General features: G+C 63.8%; 14 protein-coding genes. 8 read left to right on the forward strand and 6 right to left on the reverse strand.

Going from position 1 to position 13,658, the window contains the following annotated elements; genetic code table 11:
- From JKL46_RS35265 to JKL46_RS32250, 8 genes are all read left to right on the forward strand, one after another.
- The coding region (locus tag JKL46_RS35265) for a hypothetical protein (protein ID WP_210381529.1) at positions 1 to 227 on the forward strand (227 nt) is incomplete at its 5' end.
- A 55-nt stretch (positions 228 to 282) separates the two neighbouring features.
- On the forward strand, positions 283 to 1,287 hold the full coding sequence (locus JKL46_RS32220) for an ABC transporter substrate-binding protein (RefSeq protein ID WP_201842323.1): 1,005 nt from the start codon (positions 283 to 285) through the stop codon (positions 1,285 to 1,287).
- 38 nt (positions 1,288 to 1,325) lie between these two features.
- Entirely contained in the window at positions 1,326 to 2,102 is a 777-nt protein-coding gene (locus JKL46_RS32225) for an ABC transporter ATP-binding protein (protein ID WP_201842324.1), read from the forward strand.
- Positions 2,099 to 2,944 carry an ABC transporter permease gene (locus JKL46_RS32230; protein ID WP_201842325.1) on the forward strand — a complete coding sequence of 282 codons (846 nt, stop codon included), beginning with the start codon at positions 2,099 to 2,101 and terminating at the stop codon, positions 2,942 to 2,944. Before JKL46_RS32225 ends, JKL46_RS32230 begins: the two co-directional genes overlap by 4 nt.
- Positions 2,945 to 3,046: 102 nt before the next feature.
- A complete protein-coding gene (locus tag JKL46_RS32235) occupies positions 3,047 to 3,580 on the forward strand; it encodes a MarR family winged helix-turn-helix transcriptional regulator (RefSeq protein WP_201842327.1) in 534 nt (177 codons plus the stop codon).
- Positions 3,581 to 3,664: 84 nt separating this feature from the next.
- Positions 3,665 to 4,588 carry a DMT family transporter gene (locus tag JKL46_RS32240; RefSeq protein WP_201842329.1) on the forward strand — a complete coding sequence of 308 codons (924 nt, stop codon included), beginning with the start codon at positions 3,665 to 3,667 and terminating at the stop codon, positions 4,586 to 4,588.
- A complete protein-coding gene (locus tag JKL46_RS32245) occupies positions 4,585 to 4,848 on the forward strand; it encodes a TfoX/Sxy family DNA transformation protein (RefSeq protein WP_201842330.1) in 264 nt (87 codons plus the stop codon). The genes JKL46_RS32240 and JKL46_RS32245 overlap by 4 nt, the downstream gene beginning before the upstream one ends.
- Positions 4,849 to 4,872: 24 nt before the next feature.
- Entirely contained in the window at positions 4,873 to 5,844 is a 972-nt protein-coding gene (locus tag JKL46_RS32250; RefSeq protein WP_201842333.1) for a 2-hydroxyacid dehydrogenase, read from the forward strand.
- A gap of 381 nt (positions 5,845 to 6,225) precedes the next feature.
- Here JKL46_RS32250 and JKL46_RS32255 read toward each other — a convergent pair whose 3' ends face one another.
- The 6 genes from JKL46_RS32255 to JKL46_RS35270 form a co-directional block, all read right to left on the reverse strand.
- Positions 6,226 to 6,969, reverse strand: a complete 744-nt coding sequence (locus JKL46_RS32255; protein ID WP_201842336.1) for an SDR family oxidoreductase — start codon at positions 6,967 to 6,969, stop codon at positions 6,226 to 6,228.
- A 173-nt stretch (positions 6,970 to 7,142) separates the two neighbouring features.
- Positions 7,143 to 8,951, reverse strand: a complete 1,809-nt coding sequence (locus tag JKL46_RS32260; protein ID WP_201842338.1) for an IlvD/Edd family dehydratase — start codon at positions 8,949 to 8,951, stop codon at positions 7,143 to 7,145.
- A 235-nt stretch (positions 8,952 to 9,186) separates the two neighbouring features.
- Entirely contained in the window at positions 9,187 to 9,987 is an 801-nt protein-coding gene (locus tag JKL46_RS32265) for a tellurite resistance TerB family protein (RefSeq protein ID WP_201842340.1), read from the reverse strand.
- 72 nt (positions 9,988 to 10,059) lie between these two features.
- On the reverse strand, positions 10,060 to 12,231 hold the full coding sequence (locus JKL46_RS32270) for a TRAP transporter permease (protein ID WP_201842342.1): 2,172 nt from the start codon (positions 12,229 to 12,231) through the stop codon (positions 10,060 to 10,062).
- A gap of 73 nt (positions 12,232 to 12,304) precedes the next feature.
- Positions 12,305 to 13,288 (reverse strand): TAXI family TRAP transporter solute-binding subunit, encoded by a 984-nt coding sequence (locus tag JKL46_RS32275; RefSeq protein WP_201842343.1) that lies wholly within the window; start codon positions 13,286 to 13,288, stop codon positions 12,305 to 12,307.
- 130 nt (positions 13,289 to 13,418) lie between these two features.
- On the reverse strand, positions 13,419 to 13,658 hold a 240-nt coding region (locus JKL46_RS35270; RefSeq protein WP_210381530.1), incomplete at its 5' end, for a hypothetical protein.

The raw sequence follows: 13,658 nt of genomic DNA on the forward strand, positions 1-13,658 counted from the left end.
CCGTCATGGCCGCACTTGTTGCGGCCACCCACGCCTTGGGAGCCGCGACGCTGCTTAAGACGTGGGTGCCCGGGACAGGCCCGGGCATGACGACGGAGGATGCGAATGACGGTGAGGGAACGGGGATGACGTTAGAGGATGGGATGACGGCGAGCGAAACGTCATCCCGGACGGCGCGGGGAAAGCTGAGTGTTATGATCGGACAGGAACTTGCCAAGCATGATTGAACCGCGCAGAAGCTTACGCAATTGCCGAGCGGCTTGCGCGAAAGGATGGGTGCCGATGAAGCTGAACGCCTGGATCGCGGGAGCGCTTGCAGCCTGCTGGGGTGGGAGCGCGCTCGCGCAGCAGCCGCTGACCGAGGTGACCTTCGGCACCAACTGGATTGCTCAAGGAGAGCACGGCGGGTATTACCAGGCCGTCGCCGACGGGACTTACGAGAAATACGGCCTCAAGGTCACCATCGTGCCGGGCGGCCCACGCGCCAGCAACCGCATGCTGATGACCGTCGGCAAGCTCGACTTCTACATGGGCGGCAGCTTGATCCAGGCCTTCTCTGCGGTGGAGAAGGACATTCCCACCATCGTCGTCGCGGCTCATTTCCAAAAGGAGCCGCAGGTTCTGCTGAGCCATCCCGGCCAGGGCCTCGACACCTTCACCGATCTGAAGAAGTCGAACGACATCCTGCTCGCGAAGGATGGCGTCGCCACCTTCTTCCAGTGGATGAAGGCGGAATACGGATTCAAGGACGAGCAGGTGAAGCCTTTCGGCTTCAACCCGGCTCCCTTCATCGCCAACAAGGGCGCCGTGCAGCAGGGCTACGTCACCTCCGACCCTCTGACCATCGAGAAGGCCGCAGGCTTCAAGCCCAACGTGTTCCTGCTCGCCGATCACGGCTTCAGCACCTATTCCACCACCGTGGAGACGCGCCGCGAGGTCGTGGAGAAGAATCCTGATCTCGTGCAGCGTTTCGTCGATGCTTCCACCGTCGGCTGGTACAATTATCTCTACGGCGACAACACGAAGGCCAAGGAGCTCATCAAGCGCGACAACCCGGAGATGACGGACGAGCTGCTCAGCTATTCCCACGCCAAGATGAAGGAATACGGCATCGTCGATTCCGGCGACACCTCAAGCCTCGGCATCGGCGCCATGTCGGATGCGCGCATGAAGGACTTCTTCGACAAGATGGTAAAGGCCGGTCTCTTCAAGGCGGATCTCGATTACAGCAAGGCCTATACGCTCCGGTTCGTGAACAAGGGCGTGGGGCTGGACCTGCGGAAGTAGAGGAGAGCGATGCCGGACCGCCCGGCATCGCGCACGGCATGACCGAGCCCGCATCCACGCTCGTTTCCCTGCAAGGCATCGCCAAGGTATTCGCCAACGGCGTGGCGGCGCTGTCGGGCTTCGATCTCGATATTCGCGCCGGCGAGTTCGTATCGCTTCTCGGCCCATCGGGCTGCGGAAAGTCGACGGCTTTGCGCCTCATCGCGGGATTGACGGAGCCGACGCAAGGACGCGTCGTATGGCCCGGATCGCATGCTGCCGATCACCGCGGCGAGATCGGCTTCGTCTTCCAGGATCCGACGCTGATGCCATGGGCCAATGTGGCGGACAATGTGTGGCTGCCGTTGCGGCTTCGCGGCGTGTCCCGTCGCGATGCGCGGACGAGCATTGCGGAGAGCTTAGCGCTCGTGGGCTTGAGCGAGTTCGCGAAAGCCTATCCGCGCGAGCTCTCCGGCGGCATGCGGATGCGGGTGTCGATTGCGCGCGCACTCTCCGTCAGGCCGCGCCTGCTGCTCATGGACGAGCCTTTCGCCGCCCTCGACGAAATCGCGCGCTTTCGCCTCAACGACGACCTTTTGCGACTGCAGAGGAATTTACGCTGCACGATCGTGTTCGTGACCCATTCGGTCTATGAGAGCGCCTATCTCTCGAGCCGCGTCGCGATCATGTCGCCGCGCCCCGGCCGCATCGTGGCGGAGGTAGCGGGCGAGACGACGGAGGAGCGGAGCGCGGATTTTCGCACGAGCCCGCGCTATGCGGCACTATGCGGTCGGATCTCGCAGATCCTGCTTGAGCAGACGGAGGGGCGCGGATGACCCTTTCGCCCGTCGACACCCTCCGGGACCGCCGCAGCCTCCTCCGGATCCTGCTGCCGCTTGCTGTCTTCGTGGCGGTTCTCGCCGCCTGGGAGGGCTTCGTGCGCCTGCGCGGCATTCCATCCTATATCCTGCCGGCGCCGAGCCTGATCGGCGCGACCATGGTCGCCGACTGGCCGCTTCTCTCCGCTTCGTTGCTGACGACGCTGAAGACCACCCTCACCGGCCTCGTTCTCGCAATCGTCGGCGGCGTCGGTCTCGCCGTCCTCTTGAGCCTGTCGAAGGTCATCGAATATTCGCTCTATCCCATTGCCGTCGTGCTGCAGGTGACGCCGGTCATCGCCATTGCGCCCCTGCTCCTGATCTACATGCCCCAGGACGTGGCGGTGCTCACCTGCGCCTGGCTGGTGGCGTTCTTTCCCGTGCTCTCCAACACCATGCTCGGCCTGCAATCGGTCGACCGGAACCTCATGGAGCTGTTCCGGCTCTATGGCGCACCCGCTTCGCAGAGCGCATCCGCCCGCTTCACCGCCCGACTGAAGGCCCTGTGGTACCTGCGCCGCCCGGCGGCCCTTCCCGCCTTCCTGGCCGGCCTTCGGATCGCGGGGGGGCTTTCCCTCATCGGCGCCGTGGTGGCCGAGATGGCGGCAGGCTCGGCAGGAGCAGGATCCGGGCTGGCCTATCGGATCATCGAAAGCCAGTACCGGCTCAACATCCCACGCCTGTTCGCGGCCCTGGTCCTCCTCGCCGCGACCGGAATCGGGCTTTATCTCCTGCTGGCGGCACTCAACCATGTCCTCCTGCGCCGCTGGCACGAGAGCGCACTGGCGCCGGAATCATAGGCCTGAATTTATTTAGCCTGTTAATAGTGTGCCGGCTTGTCATCGTACCGTCATGAGTTCGGACCATGATACTCCCGGTAACGCTGCAAGGGGCGACGAACGATGGACAACGACAGCAAGCATCCGGGCATCAAAAGCGTCGGATGGGCTCTGGTTCAAGCCTCGCGCCTGCACCGCAGCCGCACGGGCGACAAGCTCTCGGAGCTCGGCCTCTTCGCCGGCCAGGAGCAGGTCCTTCAGGCACTGGGCAGCTCGGGTCCCATGACCATGGGCGAACTGGCCGCCATCCTGCGGGTGCGCCCGCCGACCGCCTCCAAGACGGTCTCGCGCCTGTCCAGCCTCAAGCTGGTGGAACGTCACAACGAGCCCGGCGACGCCCGGGTCGTGCGCGTGAAGCTCACCAAGGAGGGCAAGCGCAAGGCGGCCGCCATCGACGCCCTCTGGGACGAGGTCGAGGCCGAGCTGCTCCAGGGCTTCGACAACAAGGACCGCAAGCGCATGCGTAAGCTCCTGCGCCGGGCGGCCAAGAATCTCGCCGGCATCACCGGAGCCGACCAGTCCGGGTTCGAGACCGACGACGAGACCGACGGGCTCGAGGCCAGCGAGCCGGAGATCGTCGCCGTAGCGGCGGTGTGATCCAACAACCCCTGTGTGCCGCGCACGAGGGCTGTGCACGACGCACATTCGTAACAGCGCGGGGAAGCGGCTAGCATCCTGCGCATGGCCGATACCGTTTCCTCGTCACCGCTCAAGACTGCCGCGCCGCGCCAAAGCACCATGGCTGGCATCGCGCTCATGTGCGCGGCTCTGTTCTGCTTTTCCTGCCTCGATGCGACGGCCAAATGGGTCAACCGCTCCGTCGATCCCATGGTCACCGTGTGGGCCCGCTACATGGCGGGGGCTCTCCTCACCTTCATGGTCATCAACCCGCGGACCCAGCCGGGCGCGCTGAGAACGCGGCGTCTGCCCCTGCAGCTCCTGCGCTCCCTGCTGCTCCTGGGCGCGACGCTGTGCAATTTCTTCGCCCTGAGGTACCTGCAGCTCGTCGAGACCCAATCCATCATCTTTTCGACGCCTCTGCTTGTCGCGCTCTTCGCCGGCCCGCTTCTTGGGGAGCATGTCGGCTGGCGGCGCATGGTGGCCATCGCCGTCGGCTTCTTCGGCGTGCTGGTGATCACGCGACCGGGCTTGGGCACGATGCATCCGGCAGCGTTCCTGTCTTTTGCCGGATCCGTCTCCTACGCGTTCTACGCCATCGTGACGCGCATGCTCGCCTCGCGCGATTCGATTGCAACCACGACCATCTATTCGAGCGTCGCCGGCATCGTGCTGGTGACGCCGATCCTTCCCTGGATCTGGACCACGCCGCCCTCGCCCCTCACCTGGTTCCTGCTCGCGACCACGGGCTTCTACGGCGCCTTCGGTCATTGGCTCCTGGTTCTCGCCCATGCCCGGGCGCCGGCGGCGATTCTGTCGCCCTTCATCTACAGCCAGATCATCTGGATGCTGGTTCTGGGCTACCTGTTGTTCGGAGACTGGCCGGATGCTTGGACCTTCGTCGGGGCTGGCATCGTCATCGCCTCGGGGCTCTATTTGCTCTACCGTGAACGCGTGAAGCATCGAAAGCCGAACCAGCCCGCATGACCGAAGCCCCCATCGACACCTTGCCCGGGATCGCTACCATCGCCGATCTCCGCACCATGGGATCGGTCGAAGCCTATCGCCGGCTGAAATTCATGCTGCCGCGGCAGGTCGGCCTCAACGCACTCTATGCACTCGAGGCCACTTTGCGCGGCTGCCACTGGCTCGACCTGCCCGAGGACGTGAAGGCGGCTCTCCGGCAACAGGCCAAGACCATCGACGATGCTCTCCGCCGCGGCACCGCCACGCGCTGCGCCATTTAATCAAACCATCGAACAGGAAACGCCATGAGCCGAACCGACATCCTGATGACCGCGCCGATGATGCCCATCGTGATCGAGGCGCTGGACAAGGCCTTCACGCTGCATCGCCTGTGGGAGCAATCCGACAAGGAGGTTTTTCTGAAGGATGTCGGGCCACGCATCCGCGGCGTTGCCACCAGCACGCTCTATGGCCGTCTCGAAGCCTCGCTCCTCGACCATCTGCCGAAGGCCGAGATCATTTCGAGCTTCGGGGTCGGCTACGACAATGTGGATGCGGTGGAAGCAGGCAAGCGCGGCATCGTCGTCACCAACACGCCCGGCGTTCTCGACGATGAGGTCGCCGATCTCACCATCGGCCTCCTGCTCGCGACCCTGCGCAAGATTCCGCAGGCCGACCGCTACCTGCGCGAAGGCAAGTGGCTGAAGGCGCCCTTCCCACTCTCGTCGACTCTGCGCGAGAAGAAGATCGGCATCGTCGGTCTCGGGCGCATCGGCAAGGCGATCGCGCGGCGTCTTTCGGGCTTCGACGTGAGCATCGCCTATCACGGCCGCACACAGCAGGACGATATCGCCTTCGCCTATCATCCGACCGTCACCGGCCTTGCGGAGGCCTCCGACGTGCTCATCGTGATCACCCCCGGCGGAGCCGCGACGAAGCATCTCATCAATGCGGAGGTGCTCAAGGCGCTCGGGCCGACCGGCGTTCTCATCAACGTCGCCCGCGGCAGCGTCGTGGACGAGCAGGCGCTGATCGAGGCGCTGAAATCGGGCACGATCCTGAGCGCAGGCCTCGACGTCTATGACGACGAACCGCGCGTTCCGCAGGAACTGATCGACCTGGAGCACGTGGTGCTCCTGCCTCACGTCGCGTCGGGCTCGGTCCATACCCGCAATGCGATGGGCAAGCTGGTGGCCGACAATCTCATTTCCTGGTTCGACGGCAAGGGCCCGCTGACGCCGGTGGCCGAGACGCCGTATACGGGGCGATCTGTTTAACCACCTCTCGTCATCACCGGCCTTGTGCCGGTGATCTCGCTTCCAATACCCTCAACCTCATCCTGAGGAGGTCGCGCAGCGACCGTCTCGAAGGAGCTTCCAGTACTCTCTGGATCCTCCTTCGAGACGCAGACTGCGTCTGCTCCTCTGGATGAGGATCGTGTTTCCTTAAAGCGTGGATGGCCGGCACAAGGCCGGCCATGACGTGCGTATGTGGGTCACAGACTGTCATTCCGGGGCCGCGCAGCGGAGCCCGGAAACCATAACCGCTAATATTGCCGAAAGAGGTGCAGCGCCGCCCGTCCAGTCCTGAGACGTCATGTTTATGGTTTCCGGGCTCGCACCTGAGGTGCGCCCCGGAATGACAATTGAAGCGCCAAGTTAAAGCGCGAACCCACCATCGGCGAGATGGATGTGACCCGTCGTGTAGCTCGCCTCGTCGGAAGCAAGATAGACGGCGAGTGCCGCGATCTCTTCCGCGGTCCCGAGCCGGCCCATCGGCTGGCGGTCGATGAAGGCCTGGCGCACAGTCTCCAGGCTTTGGCCCGTGCTTTCCGCCAGCGCCGAAATCCGCTCGTCGAGCGATGGCGATTGAATCGTGCCGGGGCAGATCGCGTTGGCGCGCACGCCGCGCTTGATGAAATCGGCGGCGACCGCCTTGGTCAGTCCGATCACCGCCGCCTTCGTCGCACCATAGACATAGCGGTTCGGGATGCCGCGCACGGAAGAGGCGCCGGAGGCGATGTTGACGATCGACCCGCCGCCCTTCTCCAGCATGCCCGGCAGCGCCGCGCGAATGGTGCGGTGCATGGACCTCACGTTCAGGTCGAACGAGAAATCCCAATCCTTGTCGGAGCATTCGAGAATCGTGCCGTGATGCACGAAACCCGCCGCATTGACGAGAATGTCGAGCGGTCCGGCCTCGGTGACGAGCTTGTCGACATCCGCACCCGAGAGCACATCGAGCCGGCGCTTCTCGGCACCCTCGAGCCCCTCCAGTTTCGCGACGTCGAGATCCGTCGCCCAGACCTTGGCGCCTTCGCGGAGAAAAGCCTCCGCGATGGCGCGCCCGATCCCCTGCCCCGCCGCGGTGACGAGGGCTGTCTTTCCCTGGAGTCTGTTCATGACGGCCCCCGTTTTCTTCCCTGTCTCTCAGAGCATCGCATCGGATCCCAAAACTGCAGATCCCTTTTGGGTTCGATGGTCTAGAGCCGTTTCCATTCATATGGAATCGGCTCTTTCCTTTGTCTTGCCGCGCTTTTTGACGGCGAACCGGATCCACTTCGCCGAAAAGCGCTCTAGTGATTATCGCGCGGCACGCCGAAGGTCTGTGCGACCTTCTGGTACTTCACCGCCGGCTTCAGGGTCATGCCCTCGGAGAGCTGATCGACCATGGAGCGCTGGATCTCCTGCCACGGCGTCTGGCTCGCCGGATAGGCATAGCCGCCGCGCGCCTCGAGATCGGCACGGCGCTTTTCCAATTCTTCTTTCGAGAGCAGGATATCGGCGCTGCGCTTGTTGAGATCGATGCGGATGCGGTCGCCCGATTGCAGCAGGGCGAGCCCGCCGCCGATGGCCGCCTCGGGCGAGGCGTTGAGGATCGAGGGCGTGCCCGACGTGCCGGACTGGCGTCCGTCGCCGATGCAGGGCAGCGAGAGCACGCCGCGTTTGATGAGCGCGCCCGGCGGCTGCATGTTCACCACCTCGGCCGCGCCCGGATAACCGATCGGGCCCGCGCCGCGCATGATCAGGATCGTGTGCTCGTCGATGCCGAGAGACGGATCGTCGATGCGGTGGTGATAATCCTCCGGCCCGTCGAACACGACCACGGGACCCTCGAAGGCGTTCGGGTCTTGCGGGTTGTTGAGATAACGCTCCTGGAATTCCTTGCTGATCACGCTCGTCTTCATGATCGCGGAATCGAACAGAGTGCCCTTGAGATTCAGGAAGCCCGCCTTTTCCTTCAACGGATTGTCGTAGGAGCGGATCATGTCATGATCCCAGGTGAACTTGCCCTTGCAATTCTCGCCGATGGTCGTGCCCGTGCAAGTGATCGCATTCTCGTGGATCTTGCCGGCGCCGATCAGCTCGGCCATCACCGCCGGAAGTCCGCCTGCGCGGAAATATTCTTCACCGAGATACTCGCCCGCGGGCTGCATGTTCACGAGCAGCGGGATCTCGAAGCCGATGCGCTCCCAATCGTTGTTGTCGAGCGGCACGCCGATATGCTTGGCGATGGCGTTGATATGAATCGGCGCATTGGTGGAACCGCCGATCGCCGCATTGGCGACGATCACGTTCTCGAACGCCTCGCGGGTCATGATGTCGGAGGGCTTCAGATCCTCCCACACCATGTCGACGATGCGCCTGCCCGTCTCGTAGGCCATCTGCCCGCGCTCGCGATAAGGCGCGGGCACCGCGGCCGAACCGGGCAGCGACATGCCGAGCGCTTCGGCGAGCGCATTCATGGTCGAGGCCGTGCCCATGGTGTTGCAATGGCCGACGGAGGGCGCGCTCGATCCGACGATGTCGATGAATTGCTGATAGTCGATATCGCCCGCCGCGTGACGCTCGCGCGCCTTCCATACGATGGTGCCGGAGCCGGTGCGCTCGCCATGATGCCAGCCGTTGAGCATCGGGCCGACATTGAGCGAGATCGCCGGAATGTTGACGGTTGCGGCCGCCATGAGGCAGGCCGGCATGGTCTTGTCGCAGCCGGTGAGCAGCACGACGCCGTCGAGCGGATAGCCGTAGAGCACCTCGACGAGGGAGAGGTAGGCGAGGTTGCGGTCGAGGCAGGCGGTCGGGCGCTTGCCCGTCTCCTGGATCGGGTGGCACGGGAACTCGAAAGCCACGCCGCCGGCGGCCGTGATGCCGTCTCGTACGCGCTTGGCGAGCTCAAGGTGATGCCGGTTGCATGGCGACAGGTCGGAACCTGTCTGCGCGATGCCGATGATCGGCTTTTTGCCCTGCAGCTCCTTCCCGGTGAGGCCGAAATTCAGGTAGCGCTCGAGATAGAGCGCGGTCATTCCCGGATTGTCCGGATTGTCGAACCAGAGCCGCGAGCGAAGCTGATCGGGGGTGCGACGGTGAGGCCTCTCAGCCATTCTTCATTTCCTTTCGGGCGTCCGTAACCGCAGTGCCGGTATTTGATCCGGGACAGGGGTTAAGATCAACCGTCCTTTGAGGAAAGTCGCTGCCTTTTAGCAGTTCGAAGCTGCATCCAAGCGCGGCTGCAACAGTTATAGAATTCCATGGCCAGCCGAAGCACCGACGTTCTCCCTCCCCCGGGGAGCTCATGCTTTGCAACAGGACGAACCTGGAGACCCGGCGTCGTTGCTTTCAGCTCAGCGCACCGGCCGTCTCGTCGATCTGCGCCCGGACTTCCGGATCGAGATCGAGCGCCTCGGCGAGCTGGTGCAGGAATTCGCGCTCCTGGATCGTATCGGGATCGATGGCGATGCGGGCAGCCGCATAGACCTGCGCCGCCATCTCGGGATCGTTGACGCCCTCGGCCAGCTCATCCACATCGGCCGGCGAGGCCATCTCGTTCTCCAGCCAGTGGCTCGATTCCGGATCGATGCCGGCCTCTATCAGACCCTTGACGATCCGCGCCCGCTCGGCCTGATCGATGCGGCCGTCGGCGGCTGCCGCCGCCACCATGGTGCGCAGGAACAGAAGCGCATCGTCCTCCGTCTGCGAGACCGGGTGGAAGCGCGATGTTTCCGGCAGGCTCATGGCCGATTGCGCGACGGCGACCTGCGGCTCGGGTGAGACAGCCGGGGATCCGCCTGGTGAGGCAGGCGCCTTGGCCTGCTGGTTCTGGAACGCCTTATAGGCGAGGCCGCCGATGACGGCGAGGCCGCCGAGCTTGGCCAGGCTGCCGGCCAGCTTTCCCTTCTTGCGCCCCTTGAACAGAAGACCGGCGAGGCCGACCAGAGCCGTCTGCGTCAGGCCCGGATTCTGCAAAGCGAAATCCTTGGCCTTCTGCAGGAGCTGATCGGAGGTGTGCCCCCTCGTCCGGGTCACGTCCTTTCCAGTCGCCGATCCAGCCCCGCCCCGCGGCGATTGCGCGGGGTTGTGATGATCGGGCCGGCCGATGGCTCCTATGACTGTATCCAAAAGCTTCCGGTAATCGACCATCGGGCCCTCCTGTCATCTTCTCGCCACGCAAGGATCAACGGGAGCGCTGCAGAATGGTTCAGGTTCTGAATCTTAGGCCGGCCGCGGCACGGCCTCCGCACGAACCTTGAGAAGCTGCGACAGGACAACCGGGGCTGCCATCGCAAGACCGATGAACGTCGTCAGCGGATCGGGCGCTATGATCGGCAGGGAAGCAAGACCGATGAGCCAGCGCTCCCAGGCGCTCATCAGCGTCAGCCCATATCCGGCAAAGGCCGCCGACAGGAACACGATGCCGACGATGGCTCCGGCCGTAATGAAGAGGAAGCTCGCCCAGGTGAATTCAGGCGTCACGATGAGCATGGCCGGACCATACACGAAGACGAAGGGCACGAGCACTTTTCCCAAGCCGAGCCGGAAGGCCGTGTTGCCGGTCTTGAAAGGGTCCGCCCCCGCCATGCTGGCGCCGGCATAGGCCGCGAGCGCCACCGGCGGCGTGATGTCGGCGAGCACGCCGTAATAGAAGACGAAGAAGTGGGCGACGAGCGGCTGGACGCCGAGGAGCCCGAGGGCCGGAGCCGCGACGGTGACCATGATGATATAGTTCGCCGTCGTCGGCACGCCGCATCCGAGCAGGATGCAGACGACAGCGGTCATCGCCAGGGTGAAGAACAGCGTCATCGCCTTCATGTCGGTCAGGCCCGCGGGCACCAGATCCATGAAGCCCTGCGCCAGCTGCGCGGCGAAGGACGTGACGATGAAGGAGATCTTGAAGCCGACGCCCGTGAGGGTGACGATGCCGACGATGATGCCGACCGTCGCCGCGGCGGCGCCTACGCCGATGGCATATTTCGCGCCGACCACGAAGGCGTCGACGAGGTCGAGCACCAGCGCCTTGCCGGCATCGCTCTTGAGAAACGTATGGATCAGAAGCGCAAGCACCAGGCCCAGCATCGGTCCCGAGAAGACCAGCTGCGTGAGGATGCCCATGGCGATCGCCGCGATGATCGCGGCCAGAAAGCCGAGCGTGATCGCCGGAATCCGCGACGCGCCGACGACGAGGCAGGCCGTGATGCCCCAGAAGGCGGCAAGGTAAGGCGTGAAGCCGGAAAACAGCACGATCAGCAGGACGGCGAGCGGCATGATCGTCTGCCACCCCTCCCGGATCACCTTCGCGGCGTTGGGGAGCTCCTCGGCGGGAAGACCCCGCAGCCCGGCGCGCTTGGCTTCGAGATGGACCTGCATGAAAACGCCGAAGAAATGCATGCACGCGGGCACGACCGCCGCCAGAATCACCGTCTGATAGGAGACGTTGAGGAACTCGACCATCAGGAACGCGGCAGCTCCCATGATCGGCGGCGTGATCTGCCCGCCGGTGGAGGCGGCCGATTCCACGGCCGCCGCGAAATGGCGCTGATAGCCGACGCGGATCATTGCGGGAATGGTCAGCGAGCCGACCGTCACCGTGTTGGCGATCGACGAGCCCGAGATCATGCCGAACAGGGCCGAGCCGAAGATCGAGACTTTTGCCGGGCCGCCTGCGTAGCGCCCGGCGACGCAGGTGGCGAGGTCGATGAACAGCTTGCCCAAGCCGACCCGGGTGGCGAGCACGCCGAAGAGCACATAATGGAAGACGTAAGTGGCAACGACTCCCAATGCGATGCCATAGATGCCCTGGCTCGTGAGATAGAGATGGTTGACGATGTTCGACCAGGTGGCGCCGGGATGCTGGAGAATGCCCGGCATGGAGGGGCCGAAATAGGCATAGAGCATCACGCCGATGGCGATGACGGGCAGCGGCCAGCCCACGGAACGGCGCGTCGCCTCGAGCAGCACGACGATGAGGATCGTCCCCATGACCACGTCGGTGGTCGAAGGATTGCCGACCCGGAAAGCGAGCTCGGCGAAGATCCATGGAACATAGAGAGAGGAGACGACTGCTGCGACTGCCAGCGCCCAGTCGATCAGGGAGATGCTACCGGGCCGCCACCAGTTCGAGGGAGCGATCCTGTCCTGATCGCTCTTGAAGGGTGAGAAGACGAGGAAGATCAGGCCGAGCACGAAGGCCATGTGAATGCCGCGATGGGTGGCCTCGCGCAGCAACCCGAACCCCGCCGTGTAGTAATGGAAGAAGGAGAGAGCCAGAAGCAGGCTCGCCACGAGCCATGCGGTCCCAACAGGCAGGGGGCGAAACCGCATCTCGGGATCGAATTTTTCCTCGAGGCTGCGGTTCTCGATGATCACGTTGGCGTCGGCAGAAGACATGGGGCTCTCGTCAGAAAACAAAGCACCTCTCGCGGCCTGCGCCGCGAGAGGTCGAAAAGGGGACGGGTCGAGATCAGCCCTTCAGCAGACCGGCTTCCTTGTAGAAGCGCTCGGCTCCCGAATGCACGGGGATGCCGGCGCCCGCCAGCGCGCTCTCCTTGCGGATCATCTTGCCCTTGGCGTGTCCCGCATCGAGGGCCGCACGGGTCTTGTCGCTCCAGAGACCTTTGACGACGTCATAGACGACAGCCTCAGGCACCTTGGCGGAGGTGACCCATTGCGCGCCGACGGCGAGAGTCTTCACCGCAGCGACATCCTTGTAGGTGCCGGCCGGAATCTCATCGGCGGCGAAGAAATTGTACTGCTTGCGGATCGCATCGGCCTCAGGTCCCGCGAGCGGCACTAGATCGACGCCGCCGCCGGTGGCCGCGAGTTCGGTAATGGCGCTGGTCGGATAGCCGCCGACGAAGAAGAAAGCGTCCAGCCCACCGTCGCGCATGCGCTCGGCCGCTTGGTTCGGCTTCAGGAAGTCGGCTTTCACATCCGCCTCCTTCAGGCCCCAGCCGGAGAGAATGATGCGCGCGTCGACAAGCGTTCCGGAGCCCGGCTCGTCGAGGGAGACGCGCTTGCCCTTGAGGTCCGCGACGGATTTGATCTTCGCCGACTTGGCCGCGACCAGATGGATGCTCTCAGGATAGAGATTGGCGAGCAGACGCAGATCCTCGATCTTGCCCTTGCCGTCGAAAAGGCCTGTTCCCGTATAGGCCCAGTAAGCGACGTCGGCTTGGCTGAAACCGGATTCGAGAGCGCCCGACACGATCGAATTGACATTGGCGACGGAACCATTCGAGGCCTGGGCTGTCAGGACCAGTTGCGGCGGGTTCGAAACAGCGTTCGCGATCAGGCCGCCGACCGGATAATAGGTTCCTGCCGTGCCGCCGGTGCCAATGCGGAAGAATGCGGGAGCTTGCGCGAAGGCACTTCGGTTCAAAGCGGCAGCGGCACCAAGACCGAGGCCGATTTTGGCCAGGTCGCGACGGGTCAGTTTTGCGGACATATGGTTCCCTCGTGAAGATGCGACCGCTTGCAATACGGTTCCGCTTCACTCTAACGGGAATATTTGCCCCGTCTACGGGCCGACACAAATCTTTGTTAGTCGACAAAGCAATAGACGTTGCGTGTTCTGGTCAGGATCTTTTTGTTGGAGTGACGAAAGCTCCGCACGCCGCGCGCTGGAGGTTTCCATCATCGGCATCTTTGCACTGTCCATTGCACAACCAACAGCCCTCTGCGTGGGAGGTGTTGCGGAGCATGTTTTCCGGAATTTGCGGGGCAGGCACCAGAACGCCAAAAAGCCCTCCGTGGTTTTCACCGTCGGAGGGCTTTTGTGTTTTGTGTTGGTTGCGGGGACAGGATTTGAACCTGTG

It is taken from the genome of Microvirga zambiensis WSM3693, assembly GCF_016735695.1.
Classification (GTDB): Bacteria; Pseudomonadota; Alphaproteobacteria; order Rhizobiales; family Beijerinckiaceae; genus Microvirga; species Microvirga zambiensis.

Excerpts from the sequence above, each read along its gene's own strand:
- JKL46_RS32220 (WP_201842323.1), top strand. The coding sequence starts at position 283 with ATGAAGCTGAACGCCTGGATCGCGGGAGCGCTTGCAGCCTGCTGGGGT.
- JKL46_RS32225 (WP_201842324.1), top strand. The coding sequence starts at position 1,326 with ATGACCGAGCCCGCATCCACGCTCGTTTCCCTGCAAGGCATCGCCAAG.
- JKL46_RS32230 (WP_201842325.1), top strand. The coding sequence starts at position 2,099 with ATGACCCTTTCGCCCGTCGACACCCTCCGGGACCGCCGCAGCCTCCTC.
- JKL46_RS32235 (WP_201842327.1), top strand. The coding sequence starts at position 3,047 with ATGGACAACGACAGCAAGCATCCGGGCATCAAAAGCGTCGGATGGGCT.
- JKL46_RS32240 (WP_201842329.1), top strand. The coding sequence starts at position 3,665 with ATGGCCGATACCGTTTCCTCGTCACCGCTCAAGACTGCCGCGCCGCGC.
- JKL46_RS32245 (WP_201842330.1), top strand. The coding sequence starts at position 4,585 with ATGACCGAAGCCCCCATCGACACCTTGCCCGGGATCGCTACCATCGCC.
- JKL46_RS32250 (WP_201842333.1), top strand. The coding sequence starts at position 4,873 with ATGAGCCGAACCGACATCCTGATGACCGCGCCGATGATGCCCATCGTG.
- JKL46_RS32255 (WP_201842336.1), bottom strand. The coding sequence starts at position 6,969 with ATGAACAGACTCCAGGGAAAGACAGCCCTCGTCACCGCGGCGGGGCAG.
- JKL46_RS32260 (WP_201842338.1), bottom strand. The coding sequence starts at position 8,951 with ATGGCTGAGAGGCCTCACCGTCGCACCCCCGATCAGCTTCGCTCGCGG.
- JKL46_RS32265 (WP_201842340.1), bottom strand. The coding sequence starts at position 9,987 with ATGGTCGATTACCGGAAGCTTTTGGATACAGTCATAGGAGCCATCGGC.
- JKL46_RS32270 (WP_201842342.1), bottom strand. The coding sequence starts at position 12,231 with ATGTCTTCTGCCGACGCCAACGTGATCATCGAGAACCGCAGCCTCGAG.
- JKL46_RS32275 (WP_201842343.1), bottom strand. The coding sequence starts at position 13,288 with ATGTCCGCAAAACTGACCCGTCGCGACCTGGCCAAAATCGGCCTCGGT.